Origin of the sequence: Vibrio ostreicida, from assembly GCF_013074385.2 — a bacterium.
In the GTDB taxonomy this organism is placed as follows: domain Bacteria; phylum Pseudomonadota; class Gammaproteobacteria; order Enterobacterales; family Vibrionaceae; genus Vibrio; species Vibrio ostreicida.
Map to the genome: position 1 here is coordinate 623,466 of NZ_JABEYA020000001.1, position 16,690 is coordinate 640,155.

A 16,690-nucleotide genomic window follows, 5' to 3' on the forward strand; every position below is an offset into this window, starting at 1 on the left:
GCCCCACAATAGGGTTCAGTATATTGTTAAGAAATTGCCATATGTATCGTCTTTGTTTGGTGCGACAAGCACCTCTAGCAAATCGATTGATATCGAGATTTCTTGTTTCCTCGCTCACTGACTTAAACAATAAACTTAAAAAAAACTGCAAACCTTAAACTAAATCAATAAAACATCGAATAAGAGGCCGCTTAGAGGAAACAAAACAAACTTTTGTTAGGTTGAGTGTTTACAACCAAGCTTCAACACCATATTGGCCCTCGAGCATACCGACGGCGAACATCGCTAATATACAAATCACTAGGACGCCAGCAGGGACCACAATTCTGTCGATAAGAGAGAGGCGCGCGGCACGTTGTTTGTCACCGATGAGGCCATTGTTATCTAACAACATAGTGAATGCCCAAGCGAGGACTGGGTTAACGATAGCGGAAGCGAAAATACAAATGCCCGCGGCTTGTGAACCTTTGGAATCTTTGACCATTTGCATACCCGCCTCAAGTAAGGGGAGTGACACCCCCACGAGCAAAGCGACCCGCATAACAGGCGGCCAAACAGCAATATCCATTGGGAACCCCAAAACAGCAATGACCATGACCATGACGCCAAGCAAAATGGCGCCTGCGGGAATCGGGCGTTTGGCGATCGCGGCAGGAATCATGTAAGTTCCCCAAGATGAGGTAATATTGCCACCGCCGACGGCGGTACCCACCATTTGGCGAAGTGAGCACATTGTCATGGTATCGTCGACATCCATAAGGACCTTTTCGCTTTTTTTGGGGTAGTTCAATTGTTGAAAGATACGATGGCCAAGAAAGTCAGGAGACCACATAGCGACCGCTAAAATTGCAAAAGGCAACGATGCAATGAAATGCGCCATGTTCGGTAAACCAAGCATCCAGCCTTGATCAGTACTTCCCCACCAATAGAAAGGGTTTAGGTTAGGTAATCCCATTGACGTTTCAAACTGAATATCAAAACCAGCCCCCAAACTTAATGAAACGATAAGGCCAACCAAAGCACACACGGGGATCGCTAACCAGCGTTTGTTCATTTTTGCCAAAACCGCATAAAGCGATACCGTTACCGTGAGTACGATCAGACCCACATAACCTAAGCTGCCAGCTTCAATCGTGGAGGATTTCAGATTGATGGCCCAGTGTTGGATAGATTCGATCTGACTAACGGTGCCGGTTAAACCGAGAAAAATAAGCAATCCACCTGCTGTTCCTTCTGAGGTGAGGTTGACGAGTTTCGACCCCCCTTTGAAAAAGCTAAGAAGCAGCCCGAATACACCAATCAAAATCGCGAGGGCAAGCGGATGTGCACCCGCTAACGCGATGGTTCCAATCAGTGGGATCATCGGCCCATGATTACCGGCCAGATTCGCCTTGGGGTTGATGAACCCAGAAGCTAAGATACAAAATAGAAAAGCGGGAATGAGCATTTCTACCCGCGCAACCTCGATAGCAAAGTCTTTGCCCAAATGGATATGCGGCCAAGCCTCTGTTAGCCCTTCAGCCCAAGACATCATGACGGCAGAATACATGGCGATAATACCAATAGTCCCAGCCAAAGCAGGGACCAGATCTTCCAACTCGAAACGAAAGTCACGTCCTGGTAGGTTCAAGCCGAAGCGGCGAGGTTTCATAATCTGCAGCTCATGGTTTAAGTAGTCGCTTCGACTGGAGAATTGGCGTGCTGGAAGGTGTCGCTCCTGATAGGTTTGATTGTCCAAATCTGAATCAAGGGGGGTGATTGCGTCTGTCATAGTTGTCCTCACATTTTATCGTTGTTCATTCTCTGGGGCGCTAATGGCAATAATAAAGTGGCCACTTTTACCTCTTGATTTCGCTTTGCATGTCGATACGTCACTTGAACGGTATTGGTTTTGACTGAGCGAAAAAAAGCAAAATCTTCTTATTGAGTTTTTTGTTTTTTGGAGTGTAACGTGCTGTTTATCGCCAGAGATTGATTTAGATCAGTCAATGAATCGATGTGTAATAAAATTACAAAATGTTCTGAGTTATCTCGATGAATAGGTACGCAAATGAAAAATTATTGTCTTTGAGAGACTTTTTTCTACTCGACGTCTCTCAGGCCAGTATCGATAAGGTAGAGTATTGATAAAATTATTGAGGTGGATCAGGTATTTTACAAAAATGTTAACAATAGGTTCGGGTGAAGGAGTGGGTAAAAAGTCTTTTTATGCGGCATTTTTAGAAAAAGTAGCCATAAAGTGCATTTTTAATCATATATATCGTCTTGATATACTGCTTTTTAAGGTTGATAATTTGTTGCATGTTGTTTGGCGTAGTGCTAATTTGAAGCCAAATGTGGGGGACCCCAGCTGTTAGCTAACGACTATACCGTGTGGTTTGCTGGCTAGAATAATAACATCAAGGAGTATGAGTGCATGAGTGATGTACCCGCGCTGGACATTAATGAACTTCACAAAACCTTTGGACAGAATCAAGTCTTAAAAGGTATCTCGCTTGAAGCACATAAAGGGGATGTGATTTCCATCATTGGCTCGTCTGGGTCGGGGAAAAGTACCTTTCTGAGATGCATTAATCTGCTTGAAACGCCGACATCCGGAGAGATCTGGGTTAACGGTGAGAAAATTCAAATGAAAACCAATCGTCAAGGTGAAGCCGTTCCAGCGAAAGAAAAGCAGGTTCAGCGCATTCGCTCGAGACTGGCGATGGTTTTTCAGGGTTTCAACCTTTGGTCACATCTTACGGTGTTGGAAAATGTCATTGAGGCGCCTGTCCATGTATTGGGTGTGCCTAAATTACAAGCCATTAAGAATGCCAAGTTGCTGCTTCAAAAAGTCGGACTTTATGAACGTAAAGATTACTATCCTGGGCACTTATCCGGAGGCCAGCAGCAACGAGCAGCGATTGCACGTGCGCTGGCCGTCGATCCAGAGGTTATGTTGTTTGATGAACCTACCTCTGCCTTAGATCCTGAGCTTGTTGGAGAAGTGCTTGGGGTGATGCGAGATTTGGCCGAAGAGGGGCGCACTATGTTAGTTGTGACACATGAAATGGCGTTTGCACGTGATGTTTCGAATCATGTCATGTTCTTACATCAAGGTCGAGTGGAAGAGCAAGGCGAGCCTGCTAAGCTATTCACAAATCCAGAGTCAGAACGTCTCAAACAGTTCATCTCATCGATTTATTGAGCTAGCACCTAATGCAAGCTTCCAATAGAAGAAATATCAATTACAGGAGTATGGAAATGAAAAAGTGGTTAATCGTTGCTGCCATGGTTGCGAGTACAGCAACAGGCATGGTCCAGGCGAAAGATTGGAAGACAGTTCGTTTTGGTATTGAAGGTGCTTATCCTCCGTTTAGTTGGACTGAATCTGATGGTTCTTTAAAAGGTTTTGACGTTGATATGGCTAATGCGCTATGTCAGGAAATGAAAGTAAAATGTAAAATTGTCGCTCAGGATTGGGATGGCATTATACCTTCGCTCCTTGCACGTAAATACGACGCCATTATCGCGGCGATGTCGATCACTGAAGAACGAAAAAAGAAAATAGACTTCACGGGAAAATACGCGTTAATCCCAAATAAGTTTATTGCTAAAAAAGGGGCGAACTTAGATTTTGACAACCTAAATGGTCAGAAAATAGCGGTTCAGCGTGCGACGACTCATGATAAGTATCTAACGGATAATTATGGTGACAAGATTGAAATCGTTCGCTATGGCTCTTTTGATGAAGCCTATCTTGACCTTGCCAATGGCCGTGTGGCGGCAGTTTTAGGTGATGCATCTGCGCTTGAAGAAGGAATGCTCAATAAGCCTGGGGGTGAAGACTATGAGTTTGTTGGCCCATCATTGACCGATCCAAAATGGTTTGGTGAAGGGTTTGGCATTGCAGTACGCAAGCAAGACAAAGATTTGACCCAAAAACTCAATTCCGCCATCGACTCACTTCGTGAAAAGGGTGTGTATCAGGAGATTGCGTCTCAGTACTTCAATTATGATGTGTATGGCCAGTAAATATTAACGTTCGACCGTGGGTTCTTTTTCCAGAGGTAGCCCGCGGTCGAACTCTATCTAAGGTCAAGTCATAGTGCTTTAGAGATCAGGAACTCACTTATGCTCGATTTACAAGGATATGAGGCCTCAATATTGAAAGGGGCGATGGTAACCATAGAAGTGGCCTTGCTTTCGCTGTTACTCGCCGTTGCGCTGGGAATGCTGGGAGCCTTGGCAAAATTGGCGCCATATCGATGGGCAAGGGCGATAGCGACACTTTACACCACGGTCATTCGTGGCATCCCCGATCTTGTGTTGATGATGTTGATTTTTTTTGGTGGACAGATATTGCTCAACAATAGTCTTTATGCCATCAATGAGTCCCTCAATGAATGGTTTGCGGCTAGTGATGCGAATCATGAATGGACCGCTTACCTGCCTGATTACGTTGATGTCAGCCCTTTTGTCGCTGGAATTTTAACGATTGGTTTCATTTTTGGTGCCTATATGGCGGAAACTTTTCGTGGTGCGATCATGGCTGTAGATAGGGGGGAGCTGGAGGCGGCAAGAGCCTATGGAATGAGTCCTCTACTGGCTTTTAGACGCATCCTTCTGCCTCAGATGATTCGACATGCTTTGCCAGGTTTTGGCAACAACTGGCTGGTGTTATTGAAAACAACGGCGTTGGTTTCGATTATTGGATTGGAAGACATGGTACGAATCAGCACACTGGCCGCAGGCTCGACTAAAATGCCCTTCACTTTTTACATGACGGTTGCCGTCATATTTCTATTTTTTACCAGCGTATCGACAGGGTTACTTAAGCTTGTAGAGCGTAAATTTAGTATTCATGCGAGGTAACAAATGGACGTTACACTGATTATTGAAAGTATGCCTATTTACCTAGACGGTCTTTGGACGACCGTTTGGTTGGTGAGTTTGTCTTTGATAATAGGTTTGATGGTCGCTATACCTCTGGCGATCGCGCGCAACAGTTCATCTATTTTTGTGAGTGCGCCTAGCTGGGCGTTCATTTATTTTTTTCGAGGTACGCCCCTACTTGTGCAGTTGTATTTGATTTATTACGGTATGGATCAATTTATCGCGGTAAAAGATACTCTCTGGGAAAATGCGTGGTTTTGTGCATTGGTGGCTTTTATTCTTAACACTTCAGCTTACACCTCAGAAATTATTCGAGGTGCAATTAATGGCCTACCAAGGGGGGAAGTTGAAGCGGCGAAAGCGTACGGAATGAGTCTGTTTAAGACGTACCAAAGAATTATATTGCCCAGCGCACTTAGGCGAGCGTTGCCCGCCTACAGTAATGAAGTGATCTTTATGCTTCATGGTAGTGCGGTGGCGGGTATTGTTACTATTATGGATTTAACGGGCGCTGCACGTTTGGTTAACTCGCGATACTATGCACCCTTCGAATCATTCGTGACGGCAGGCCTGTTTTATATGGCCCTTACCTTTATTATTTTGTGGTGTTTTAAAAATGCAGAGAAGCGTTTTCTCGCATATTTGAGGCCGCTAAAATAAATGATTGGTGAGATTGCTTGGGCGAGGAAAGGCTTCTAGATAATGGAAGCCTTTTTTGTCAGTGGAGTCAGCTCAATATAATCAGAATGGTCCCTGCTAACGTCATTAGAATATTGGCAATCGCATAAGTGCCAGCATAACCCAAAGCAGGTATTGTGGATTTAGCGTAGTCATTGACGATGTCCATCGCTGGGGCACAGGTTCTTGCGCCAATGATAGCACCGAGAAGAAGCGCTCGATTCATTCGCAGTACGTAGGCCCCAACCAAATAGGCAAATACTACTGGCACAACGCTGACTAAAAATGCGAGCCCGATAACCTGAGGTCCAACTTGCGCGAGGTAGTCGAACATTTTACCGCCCGCACTCAGCCCAATACCAACCATAAAGAACATTAGTCCGAGATCTTTGACCATATTCAGTGCCCCCTGTGGAACGTAGCCAAATGTTGGGTGATTCGCGCGTAGAAAGCCCAGAGTGATGCCCGAGAGCAATAGCCCGACGGCATTGCCCAAACCAAACGAGACTTGACCAAAAGACATCGTGATAAGGCCAAACAAAATCCCAAGGATAAAGAAGCTGCAGAAAGCCAGCAGGTCCGCCATTTGACTATGAATCGAAATAAAACCAATTTTTTCGGCTAAGCCGTGGACACGACTTTTCTCTCCACTGACTTGAAGCACATCACCTTTAGCGAGAACAATATCTAAGTCCATTGGCATCTCAATCTGCGCTCTAACCACACGATTTAGGAAACAGCCGTATTCTGATAAGTTCAAGTCGGACAAACGCTTTCCTGCAATAGAGTCACTTTTGACAACAATTTCTTCTTCCACAATGCGCAGATCCAGCAAATTACGGTCGAAGACTTCTTTACCATTTCTAAAGCTGGGGTCGAGTCGCGCGTGACTATCGGGGAAACCAACCAAAGCGATTTCATCGCCTTGTTGTAAGATAGCATCCCCATCAGGATGAGCGAGGATACCATTTCGCCTAATTCGTTCGATATAGCAACCCGTTTGACGATAGATCCCAAGTTCACGAAGGTTTCTTCCATCTATCCAGTCGATCAACTCTTGGCCGACTCTGTAGGCACGAATGATAGGAAGGTAAACTTTGCGTTGTCCTGAGCGACCCAGCCCTCTTTCCTGAGCAATTTGTTGGGCTGAGTCGGAGAGGTTTTGCTTTTGTAGCTTAGGCAAAAGTTTAGCGAAGGCAATCATGCTAATTAAACCAATCAAATACGCCATGGCGTAGCCGACAGAAAGGTTTTCGATAACCTGAGAAATGTCCATGTCGCTCGGTATGGTTGCCAGACCCGAGTTGAGCGCATCTTGAGCACCCACCAATACAGGGGTTGCAGTGAGTGCGCCTGCCATCATGCCAGCAGACAAACCAAAGTCTAACCCAAGGCTATGGCTGGCAAAGTAGGTAATGGTCAGCGCTGTGGTGAGGACCACCATGCTCAGAATGAAATAATGTTTTCCATCGCGGAAAAAAATACCAAAAAAATTCGGACCGGCTTCGATCCCCACACAATAAATAAACAGCATAAAGCCGATAGTTAATGCATCTGCATTAAAGTCAAAGCCTAAATGTCCCATGACCAAAGAGGTAAGCAGCACACCAATTGAGTTGCCAAGCTGAAGGTTACCAAAGCGAATTTTACCAATGGCTAAGCCAATAGCAAGGACGACAAAAATAAGAAGGATAGGGGTTTGCTCAAGCAAAAATACAACGTCGATATTCACGGGCAATTCTTAAGTCAGTGCCATAGATAAGATAATTGTGGGAATTGTAACTTAATAATGCAAAATGATAAGTGAAACTTTTCATTATTGACATAGTTTTGAAATTGTTAGGTGAATGCCAGACATTAAAAAAGCCGCATCATGCGGCTTTTTTAATGATTGGTTACTTGATTAGTCAAATAGGCCCAAATTTTCTTTTGCGTAGGCTTCAAATTCATCACAGCCACCAATATGATCTTGGTCGATGAAAATTTGAGGAACGGTCTCTACTGGTTTGCCGACTGTTTTCTCAAGGTCGGCTTTTGAAATACCCTCAGCATGAATATCAACGTATCGGTAGTTGAAATCGTCACGCTTCTCTTTCAATGTCTCAGCGTGCTCTTTGGCACGAACACAGTATGGGCAAGCCGGGCGACCGAAAATAACGACGAACATAATGTCTTTCTCCTTAATCTGATGGATGCAACTATGCCCGATCCGTAGCCGAAAATAAAGTCACAATAGCCTCTTAGTTTGATAGGTAGAACCTATTGTTGTGATTTTGCCCATTCTGTTGGAAGTCGACACTCGTGATGGCGAGTAATGATGTGATTTATAGCGGTGTTGGTACAGTCAAAAAGAGGAGCGCCAGCGCTCCTCTTACTTAAAATTGAGAAAGTTTGTCGTATCGAGAGTCTTTAAGGGCATCTTTGACTCGCTTTAAGTTTTCCCTAAAACCTGAACCTCGGCGAAGGGTAAAACCTGTTGCAAGTACGTCAATCACTGTCATCTGTACGACTCGGCTAGCCATTGGCATATAGACATCGGTATCCTCGGGTACATCGAGAGAGATCGAAAGGGAACTCGCTTTATCCAGAGGGGAGTCTTTGGCGGTAATCGCAATCACAGTGGCACCGTTTTCACGCGCAAGATTAGCAATTTCAACCAAACTTTTAGTACGACCTGTGTGTGAAATCAGTACGATGACATCGTTGTCAGTGCAGTTAATGCAGCTCATACGCTGCATGACTATGTCGTCAAAACAGGTAATGGGTATGTTGAAACGAATAAACTTGTTCTGCGCATCGCGGGCAACGGCTGAAGAGGCGCCAAGGCCAAAAAATGAGATTCGTTTTGCCTGAGTGAGAAGATCGACAGCGCGATTAATCTGCATCGCATCTAGGCTGTTTTTCGCTACATCCAAACAAGCCATGGTTGATTCGAAGATTTTATGGGTATAGGCATCGGGGCCATCATCTTCTTCGACATTGCGATTGACATAAGGGGTGCCATTCGCAAGGCTTTGAGCAAGGTGAAGTTTGAAATCAGGGAAACCTTTTGTATCTAGACGCCGACAAAAGCGATTGACGGTAGGTTCACTGACATCGGCCATTTTTGCCAATGTCGCGATGCTAGAATGGATAGCTGTCTGAGGAGATGCCATGATCACTTCAGCGACTTTTCGTTCTGACTTACTGAAATTCTCTAGATTTTTCTGTACTTTTTCTAATGTATTCATAGTGTTCACGAGGGTATAAAGAACCACTCACTGGATATACTTGATATAAAAGTGGCAACAAGTCGTCACCTAATGGCAATACTATCCAGTGCCACGGCCCCAGTATAAACCTAAGCAAAAGGTTTACAGTAATTATTATACAGTTCAATGAGTGAGAATATGACAAGCCTCAAACTAAACTGAGTCAAAACGACAAAAACGCGCGTATAGGTATTCGTTTTCTCTCTATGTGACGTGTAATGTTGTGCCAGTTACCGCTTTTCAGAAAGAAATTTTCAATGGTCTTGAATGTGTTGTGTGACCGATTGAATTTTAGCGAGTAACTTTGGTGCCTGCTGGGCAATATCCCTTTGTTCATCTAAAACCTGACCCAAGATATCATGTCCTGTCAACGGGTTTGCCAAGACAACCCGAAAGACAATCGTATTAAGTCGATTCCACTGAACTGGGTTCAGTCGAGTTCGAGACACGAAGGATTTTCCAGTTTCCCGCTGGCGTTTTTGAATAAACTTGGTCAGTTCATTGAGCAGTTCGTTAAGTTGTAACTTCTGCTCATCGTTCGCTTGTTCGAGTGCTGACAGAACGTTAGCTGGGAGGTAGCGATAGGTGAGTATACATAACTCAGGTTCTGACACCAGCTCGAAATCACTTTGCTTTTCAATTAAAGCGGCAAAATACTTGGCTTTTTCAATGCTCTGGTCGATTAGGAGTTCGTACCCCGGACGACTGATTATATGCATCGCTGCGTACACAAGCATGGCCATGCCTGAGCGAGAGCCTTCCAATGTGTGACTGCCAAGATCTTTGGAACCTTGGCGTAAGATATACTGAGCGTGGTGTTCAATAGATTTCATTGCATCCGGGTCTTTGAACAAGACCATGCCTGCACCCATAGGGATGTACAGCTGTTTGTGGGCGTCGATAGTCAGGGAGTCAGCTAACTCGACACCATCAAGAAGGTGACGGTAGTTATTCGACATCAGAGTTGCACCGCCCCACGCTGCATCAATGTGGAAATGGCAACCTTCTTGACGACAGATGTCCGCCATCTCAGAGAGAGGGTCGACCGACCCCGTTTCGGTTGTGCCGGCGACACCGACCACGGCGAAAGGCTTAATGTTGTTGTGTTTGAGTTCGGTGATTTTTTCTCGGAGCGCTTGTGGACAAATACGATTCTTTGAATCTGTCTTAACTAAGACCAACCCTTCCTGACCTATACCGAGTACATCCGCCGCTTTTTTGAGGGAATAATGACCGCGTTCGGATATCAATACGGCTAGACCGTCATAGCCATAATGTTTCATGGCTTTAAACAGGCCTTCTTTTTCCACACCTTTAAACCGTCCCTGCGCGCGTAAGGCATTATTTCTTGCAACCCACAGGGCCGTGATATTTGCAATGGTCCCGCCAGAGCAAAATGCTCCAAGTGAATGATTAGCACTGTGCATCCATTGGGTGTAAAAAGCGTCATTTTGTTGGTAGATCAGACGATGAAGCATGCCCAACACCTGACGCTCTAAAGGCGTAAAAGCCTTTGATGTCTCGATCTTTACTAAATTCTGGTTAAGCGCGATCATGATTTTTGACAGGGGCATGAGAAAGTACGGAAGTGCCGAGGTCATGTGGCCAATGAAGCTGGGTGCTGAGGTGTGTACAGACTGCGAAACCAAAGTATCAAGCAGATGTTGGGTGTGCTCGGAGACAAACTCAGGTTGTTCGGGCAGAGAAGCGTAGGAGAAATCTTTTTCAATCTCACGCAACGGCTTTTCTTCAGCGACAATATGTTCGCGCAGAAATTGATTGAGATTCCTCGACAGTTTCTCTTCAATTTTGGTCAATGTTGAATCTGGCCCTTCAGGTACAGTGAAAATCCGGAGTAAACTCTCGAGACTCACATCAGCCGTTTTGTGTTCCGATACCATACCGCTTTATTGCTCTTATCTTTTTGTTGCAGCGGGACAATTTAAACGAATTTGAAAGCAAAGTCTTGTTCTAATTGTCCAATTTTGGTGTCACTAATTCAATGGGCCACTACCAACGTAGCGGCACATGATTAGGAATCGCAAGAAAGTTTTTCCAACTCTTTGATTGCTTGATTATAACGGTTTAGCGCTGAATCAATTTTCGTTGGGTGGCTCAATAGATCGGCAAAGGCTGAACGCAGGTCATAATTCTTTTCATGGGGAGCCGATTGTCGATCGTTGAAGGTTACTTTTGCCAACTGGCCTAAAGTATCACTTCTAGAAGCCAGTGTTTTAATGTCTTTTTGTTCCAATTGTAGCCAAGCTTCAACGGGCTGTGCTGTCGCCACTTTGGAGGGATCTTTTTCAAGATAGTAATGGACCGCAGCACGACTTAATTCAAAGTGATGCTTGCGCCCTTCGAGGAACCACTCGCTGACTTCTTTAAGATCAGGATATTGTTCTGATGTAAGTTCTGCTAAATCTTCATACCAGTGAAGAGAAGCATCAACATACGCATCGTATTTCTTGGATAAGCAGGTATTGTCCGCTGCGGTAACCATCGATGAGGTTGCCCCAAGTAACAAAGCAATCAGTAGACGTGTCATAGTATTTCCTTATGAAGAATAGTTATTCTAATTTCTTTTACATTAGAGGGCGCTAAATTAACTGTGATTATTGAGCCTCAATATAATGAATTTTAAGCTAAAATCATGCGATCTAGCCAGCAAGAGACGCAAAGAAAAGCATCATTACGGGGACTAGAAGGCTAAGTATGAAACCGCTGACAATCGCAATCGGCACACAACGAACGCCACCCGTAGTTTGAATCACTGGAAGAGTGAAATCGAGAGCCGTTGCCCCTGCATAGCCGATGGCAGTGCAGGGTCTCGTGCGAATCGCTAGTGGAATGAGGACTAAGGCCATCAATTCTCTGAGAAGTTCAATTAAAAACGAGGCGCCTCCATATACGGGACCGAATGCGTCACCCATTAAAATGCCCGCTAAAGAATACCAGCCAAACCCAGACGCCATTGCCAGTGCCCGAAAAAGATCAATATCGAGCACGAGAGCCGCAAGCGCTCCGCCAAGCATTGATGTCGAAATGACGATGAGCGCGATAATCATACCGTGCTTATTGACGAGTATTTGACGCAGGGTTAAACCACTATTTCTTAACTGAATTCCAATCAAAAATAGTAAAGCAAATAAGATCCATTCGCTGGCGTTATCAACCCAACTGAGACTGAACGGAAGCATCAAACCGACGACAAGACCACTCCCCACGACCAACACCAATTTGACTGACTCGATGGCCATTTCAGATAATGGCAGTTTGGTTCGCTTCGCATCCGTTTGGACTGGAAGAAGCTTGTCGACGAAAGGAAGAACCGCGAGATTGCTGATGCTTAAACAGATGAAGAACACGCTAACGTATTGAATGATCGTCTGTAAGTTTTGCCCGAGGTCGTCCAGTGCAGCGAGGCTAAGCCCCATTAGAGCGAGAATTACATAGATAAGCTTAGAGGTCGCTGTGTTGATTAAATCGAGCTGAGTGGCTTGAGTGACAGAAATCAGATAGCCCGCCATCAGTGGTGCAAAAATAAAAACGATCCCTGAAAACATGTTGGGTCCTATTTAATGGCGGTGGGGCTACAGACCACTAGCACTGATCAGTTCATTAATTTGCAAATTGAAGTCGATATCACTTAAGTTACTGAGTTTATAGAGTATATCGGCACCAGTAACGTCAAATTCAACCGTATGGTCATCAATGGCATCGTCTTGTCTGCGAAACATAAGGATATGATTTGCAATGCGGGCGACATCGATGTAACTGACGTCAACTGTACTGGGCTGCACTGGCTGATTGGACGCCACTTCGAGAAAATCAGCATCAAATCCCCATTTCTCCAAGACCAGTTTGCTGGCATTAGTACATTGATTGCTGAAAATTTGAAAAGCGATGTCTTCGGCCAAATAGTTTCCTTGCTCAAGATAGAGGTGGTACTCATTGACGATACAAAACAAGCCTATATCGGCTAACAGTCCAGTTAACAGTGCTTTGTCTGTTTCCAGATTGTTGTACCTTGGATCATTGGACTCTTTAAATCCTTTTACGACCATCACCATGGTTGCCGCTAACTCTCTTGAGTCATGAGCACTATTAATCAAAATGTCATTGCAGCCGCGACTCAAGTTGACAGAATGTTTTAACTGCTCGATGGCTTGTGCGGTAACGATGTCTCTGACTCGAAGGATGCCAAGGCGTGAAACGGCCGTGACAAGATCAGTGCAGGTAATATTGCGTCGGTTAAATATGACGGAATTCGCAACTCGAATCACAACAGCGGCAAGGCCGGGGTCTTCGAGTAAACTATCTGCGACATCCAAGATGGTTGTGGCGTCGTGAGTACACAACTTTTGAATTTTCAGTACGACATCTGGTATAGGGGGTAGAGTCACTTTACCTGAGTTGATCGCCAGCTCAATTAAAGATGAGAACTCTGATTCAATGCCTCTAATCAGAAGTTCGTTATTTTCGGGTAACCAGTAAAAAGATAGGTGGTTCATTCTTTGTTAGCTAAATAGTCATCAGTTAACAGTTTAACGTTCTTGCTAACTAATATGCAAATTATTGAGCTACCAAATGAGCGTTACCGCCTGATGTATTTTTGACAGTAGAGTACCAAATAGGCCATTCCGTGATATCCATTCCATTTTTATTCCCATTTAGTTTGTATCAGTGTGATATCTGCACAGACATAAGCAACAAGCTTAACTACCATTTATATTCGTTCGCTGTCGTCGACATAAAAAATACACTTATAAAGCATAGTCCTGTCGGCTGAACTCAACTTTATCGCTTATAACTGCTGCTATCTGGTGATCACAAATAATCGGGGTAATGATTAGAAGGATCAATAGAGATGACAGAGCAAAAATTTATCAATTACGTCAGAAAGTTCGGTTTTTTCCAAAAGCGTTCTATGTTTGGTGGAGTAGGGGTGTTTAAGTACGGAGCTATGTTTGCGCTCATTAGTGCGAACAAAGTGTTTATTCGTGGGGGCCGTCATTTGGATGCTCAGTTGACATCCTTAGGCTGTGTCAAATATCGTCATGTTAAGAAGCAGACGATTGCCACCGTAAACTACTATGATATCTCGGAATTGTTTCAACACCGAAGTGCGAGCCTAGATGAGCTTATTAAGGCTGCGATCAATGTTGCGGTCTCTCAACGGCATTTTAAAAAGTCGTCGGCAAGTCGTCGTTTGCGTGACTTGCCCAACATGCAGCTCACGCTCGAAAGAATGGTTAAAAAAGCAGGTGTCGATGATGTCGATACTTTTGTCGAGCTAGGGGCACCGGAAGTTTTTTCTAAGGTAAAGGCTATTTATGGAAACGATATAGACGTTAGACTTCTTTGGAAATTTGCTGGTGCGATTGAAGGGATACATTGGAAACTGATTCAGGAACCACGTAAACAAGAGTTGCTTAAAGGTTGCCCTGAGTAAATAACGGATACGAAGTAACCAAATAGCCGAAGGCAACTCGCCCTTGGCTACTTGGATTCAGTCAACTTGCTTAGAATTTAAAGCGAGTAGTGAACATCAATTGATCACCATAAAAGTCGTTAATTCTTACTTCCCCGCCGACGGAAAAGAGTTCGGTGGAATGGAAACGAACATAGGCGCTGCCGATCCAGTCGTCATTGTCATCAATGGAAACGTACCCACCTTTGCCACCGACTTCCAATTGAGGACCAAGCCATTGGCGGACACCTAAGTTGAGTTCCATACCCGTATCGGTTCCCTTACCACCTTTACCCCCATAGTCGACAACACGTAAAAGCATTTCTCCAGTGAAGTCGGCCCAATTATTGATGGGAGCGTGGAAACCAAAGCCTGCGGCGGTATCGTAATCACCTTCAAATTCAGAGTCGATACGCCCAATAACATGGGCATTGGGGTGGATAGACTTACTTACGGCGACACCAAAAGTGACAGGACTGGCACCAATACGAGCTTCCAGATGATCGTAGCTGAAATTACTCATAACGGATTGACTATTTGTGTCGGTCTCTGCAAAAGCTTGACCAGTTGCGAGCACGAGGGCTGTGGCTAAGATTGTTTTACGCATACGAAAGAAAAACCTATTCTTGTTAATTTCCCTGTTTAGTTGCATTTGAACGCAGCTATTATCAAATCATCCTAATGCATAGTTGTAGTCATACACTACTAAAATGTCATTGTTTTGGCGATCTTTTATATTAATGCAAAAACTGAGCCGCTATGAATAGGTTTAGGAAATATGGCTTGCCAACCTTGATGATTGTTGACGAGAGTGACTCATTGCGTCAGTGAGTGCCGATGGGGAAACGCGGCAAGACGTCGTTGATGGCCTTCATAATAATTGACGTCTTTTTAAGGGTGGCTATCCACCGCTGCTTTCTCCTAAGGTCAATGCGTGCGCAATCGCGTCTAAAGTATTGTAAAGTATTACTTACCCTGATTTATCTCAATGTTTTTTGGTGTAAACTGTCTAAATTAACCCAACGAAGATAAATAAAGATAAACATATGCATCAGTTAAAAAAATACGGCGCTATTGGTGGCGCAATAGCCTTGGTTGTGTGTTGGCCACTGGCAGTCGGTCAAATTGGAAAAAATGTCATTAATGATAGTATTGGTAATATGAGTAGTGACGTGTTGAAAGCGGAGGTTGTTCGCTATGAACGCGGCTACCTTTCTTCCGACGTCCAAACACGTTACACCATTCTGGATCCAGAATTTGTACGTCAATTAGAAAGTGACGACTTACCAACCGAGATTATTGTTAACAGCCACGTTTCTCATGGCATCTTGAGTCTCAAAGCGGTATCAACATTGGATAATTTGGAACAGCTTCCGTTGACGCTTACGACAGTCACGCAACTCAACGGCAACACAGATTACACCTTGGATCTCGACAACTGGCATCAATCTACTCAGGGTGATGAGGGCGTCATGGTGTCAGTGACCCCATCAATATTGAAAGGTCATGTCAGTGTGTTGGGTGAAGTCAGCTTTGACCTAGATATCCCCTCTGTTGAAATCGATTTTGTTGGCGGAGAAAAAATGCTTCTGTCAGGTATGTCGGGTACTGGTCTCGGCCGGAAACAGAATAGTTTCTGGTTAGGTGAGCAGGAAATCAACATGGCAGAGATGTCGATCTTAGATGCTCAGCAAAATACAATGCTGGCGATTAAAAATGGTCAGTATCTGCTTTCTTCGTCAATAGATGAGACGTCGCAGCGACTTCACAGCCAGCATGTATCGACGGTCGAGCAAATTGTGATGCCACAAGGTACAGCCAACGATGTGGTGGTTGATTTTGAGTTGGGTGATCTTGATAGCGTTTCATTTGAGAATATTTTGGAGGTCTACCAAGGCAGCTCAAAATTAGGTCCAGAGGAGAGTGAAAAAGTGATCCCATTTGTGGAAACTCTGATTGAAAAAGGTTTTTACTTATCGCTTAACAAGATGGCAGTCAACTTCGGTAATGATAGTGAATTTGAGGGGCAGATAAAGGTGACGCTCCCAGAAGGAACCAATAGTGTGACGCAGAATCCTATGGCTGTGCTGCAAAATTTGACTGGTGATTTAGGGGCTTCTTTCTCAGGTGGTTTGGTTGAGCAATATCCGTTCATTAAGCAAGGTGTAGAAGACGCGGTAATGATGAAGTTTGCCAGTAAAACGGATAAAGGTTATCAGATTCAAGCGCAGTTAAAAGAAGGCAACCTAGTGTTTGAAAGTGGTCAGAAAATTCCGCTGATGGCGATACTATTTGGTGCAGTGATGCAGTGATGCAGTGATGCAGCGATAAGTTAAATTTATCCATGATTCGAGCAAAAGAGGTCTCTAAGACCTCTTTTGTTACTTTTTATACGCCTTAAAACGTGCTATTA

Annotated in this window: 15 protein-coding genes; 6 read left to right on the top strand and 9 right to left on the bottom strand. The window is 44.4% G+C overall.

The window, feature by feature from the left end; translation table 11 throughout:
* Positions 1-229: 229 nt before the first annotated feature.
* The gene (locus tag HLM86_RS02600) at positions 230-1,771 is read right to left on the bottom strand and encodes a DUF3360 family protein (RefSeq protein WP_170882031.1); all 1,542 of its coding nucleotides are present in this window, start codon (positions 1,769-1,771) and stop codon (positions 230-232) included.
* 645 nt (positions 1,772-2,416) lie between these two features.
* Between HLM86_RS02600 and HLM86_RS02605 the strand changes: the two genes are divergently transcribed.
* The 4 genes from HLM86_RS02605 to HLM86_RS02620 all read left to right on the top strand — a co-directional run bounded on the left by HLM86_RS02605 (position 2,417) and on the right by HLM86_RS02620 (position 5,535).
* Positions 2,417-3,187, top strand: a complete 771-nt coding sequence (locus HLM86_RS02605) for an ABC transporter ATP-binding protein (protein WP_170882030.1) — start codon at positions 2,417-2,419, stop codon at positions 3,185-3,187.
* A 56-nt stretch (positions 3,188-3,243) separates the two neighbouring features.
* Complete coding sequence (locus tag HLM86_RS02610; RefSeq protein ID WP_076584941.1) at positions 3,244-4,014, top strand: ABC transporter substrate-binding protein; 771 nt, start codon at positions 3,244-3,246, stop codon at positions 4,012-4,014.
* A gap of 99 nt (positions 4,015-4,113) precedes the next feature.
* Positions 4,114-4,854, top strand: a complete 741-nt coding sequence (locus HLM86_RS02615; RefSeq protein ID WP_076584939.1) for an ABC transporter permease — start codon at positions 4,114-4,116, stop codon at positions 4,852-4,854.
* 3 nt (positions 4,855-4,857) lie between these two features.
* The gene (locus HLM86_RS02620) at positions 4,858-5,535 is read left to right on the top strand and encodes an ABC transporter permease (protein ID WP_076584937.1); all 678 of its coding nucleotides are present in this window, start codon (positions 4,858-4,860) and stop codon (positions 5,533-5,535) included.
* Between the two features lie 67 nt (positions 5,536-5,602).
* On the opposite strand, the gene HLM86_RS02625 is transcribed toward HLM86_RS02620, so the two are convergent.
* The 7 genes from HLM86_RS02625 to HLM86_RS02655 form a co-directional block, all read right to left on the bottom strand.
* On the bottom strand, positions 5,603-7,285 hold the full coding sequence (locus tag HLM86_RS02625; RefSeq protein ID WP_076584935.1) for an aspartate:alanine antiporter: 1,683 nt from the start codon (positions 7,283-7,285) through the stop codon (positions 5,603-5,605).
* A gap of 171 nt (positions 7,286-7,456) precedes the next feature.
* Positions 7,457-7,720 (bottom strand): GrxA family glutaredoxin, encoded by a 264-nt coding sequence (locus HLM86_RS02630; RefSeq protein WP_076584933.1) that lies wholly within the window; start codon positions 7,718-7,720, stop codon positions 7,457-7,459.
* Between the two features lie 208 nt (positions 7,721-7,928).
* On the bottom strand, positions 7,929-8,783 hold the full coding sequence (locus HLM86_RS02635) for a MurR/RpiR family transcriptional regulator (protein WP_076584931.1): 855 nt from the start codon (positions 8,781-8,783) through the stop codon (positions 7,929-7,931).
* Between the two features lie 275 nt (positions 8,784-9,058).
* Positions 9,059-10,705 (bottom strand): pyridoxal-dependent aspartate 1-decarboxylase PanP, encoded by a 1,647-nt coding sequence (gene panP, locus HLM86_RS02640; protein WP_076584929.1) that lies wholly within the window; start codon positions 10,703-10,705, stop codon positions 9,059-9,061.
* A gap of 131 nt (positions 10,706-10,836) precedes the next feature.
* Positions 10,837-11,352: a hypothetical protein gene (locus HLM86_RS02645; RefSeq protein WP_076584927.1), complete on the bottom strand. Its 516-nt coding sequence runs from the start codon at positions 11,350-11,352 to the stop codon at positions 10,837-10,839.
* 112 nt (positions 11,353-11,464) lie between these two features.
* Positions 11,465-12,370 (bottom strand): LysO family transporter, encoded by a 906-nt coding sequence (locus HLM86_RS02650; RefSeq protein WP_170882029.1) that lies wholly within the window; start codon positions 12,368-12,370, stop codon positions 11,465-11,467.
* 27 nt (positions 12,371-12,397) lie between these two features.
* A complete protein-coding gene (locus HLM86_RS02655; protein WP_076584923.1) occupies positions 12,398-13,318 on the bottom strand; it encodes an HDOD domain-containing protein in 921 nt (306 codons plus the stop codon).
* Positions 13,319-13,674: 356 nt separating this feature from the next.
* Here HLM86_RS02655 and HLM86_RS02660 point away from each other — a divergent pair, with 356 nt between their 5' ends.
* Positions 13,675-14,259, top strand: coding sequence for a TfoX/Sxy family DNA transformation protein (locus tag HLM86_RS02660; protein WP_170882028.1), 585 nt, complete (start codon positions 13,675-13,677; stop codon positions 14,257-14,259).
* Between the two features lie 70 nt (positions 14,260-14,329).
* Here HLM86_RS02660 and HLM86_RS02665 read toward each other — a convergent pair whose 3' ends face one another.
* Positions 14,330-14,884 carry a hypothetical protein gene (locus HLM86_RS02665; RefSeq protein WP_076584919.1) on the bottom strand — a complete coding sequence of 185 codons (555 nt, stop codon included), beginning with the start codon at positions 14,882-14,884 and terminating at the stop codon, positions 14,330-14,332.
* A 439-nt stretch (positions 14,885-15,323) separates the two neighbouring features.
* On the opposite strand from HLM86_RS02665, the gene HLM86_RS02670 reads away from it, so the two are divergent.
* Positions 15,324-16,589 carry a DUF945 family protein gene (locus tag HLM86_RS02670; protein WP_170882027.1) on the top strand — a complete coding sequence of 422 codons (1,266 nt, stop codon included), beginning with the start codon at positions 15,324-15,326 and terminating at the stop codon, positions 16,587-16,589.
* The last annotated feature ends 101 nt before the right edge of the window (positions 16,590-16,690 follow it).